Source organism: Ochrobactrum sp. SFR4, from assembly GCF_019730395.1.
GTDB lineage: Bacteria > Pseudomonadota > Alphaproteobacteria > Rhizobiales > Rhizobiaceae > Pseudochrobactrum.
In genome coordinates this window covers 1-424 of record NZ_JAAPBB010000240.1, presented here as the reverse complement: position 1 = coordinate 424, position 424 = coordinate 1, and the positions used below count along the sequence as shown (strand labels likewise).

Genomic DNA, 424 nt, shown 5'->3' with positions numbered 1-424 from the left:
AACGGCTGCCCAGTGCGACATCATTTGTAATAGCGACCATTTTAACGCCGGTTTCATAATCAAAAGCATTACTGATTGCGAGGCGGCAATTGACATCATCAAAAGGGGCTTTTGTCGTATTCAGTTTAATGTAAAAGCCGGTAGTTCCTTTTTCTGTAAGCAGTTGTGCGCCGCCAGCAGACAAAGATTTCAGCACTTCAGGTGGAAGCCACTGCGAAGAAATTTCATGCTCGCCTTGTGCTATCAAAGTACGTACGGTTGCAGCTTCAAGGCCGTAACGTAGCCGAACTTTATCAGGTGCCGCATCCGGTACACCTAGAAAATAATTAGGGTTCTTCGACATAACCGTCTCTTCTTGAGGGTTATGTGAAATGATGGTGTAAGCGCCCGTTCCTGCAACATGACTTGAAAGATAGGCCTGACC

At 46.2% G+C, this 424-nt stretch carries 1 protein-coding gene; it reads right to left on the bottom strand.

Annotation, left to right across the window (positions count from 1 at the left end; translation table 11 throughout):
* Positions 1–424, bottom strand: a 424-nt coding sequence (locus tag HBA93_RS18795; protein WP_286202056.1) for an ABC transporter substrate-binding protein, incomplete at both ends; no start/stop codon positions are given.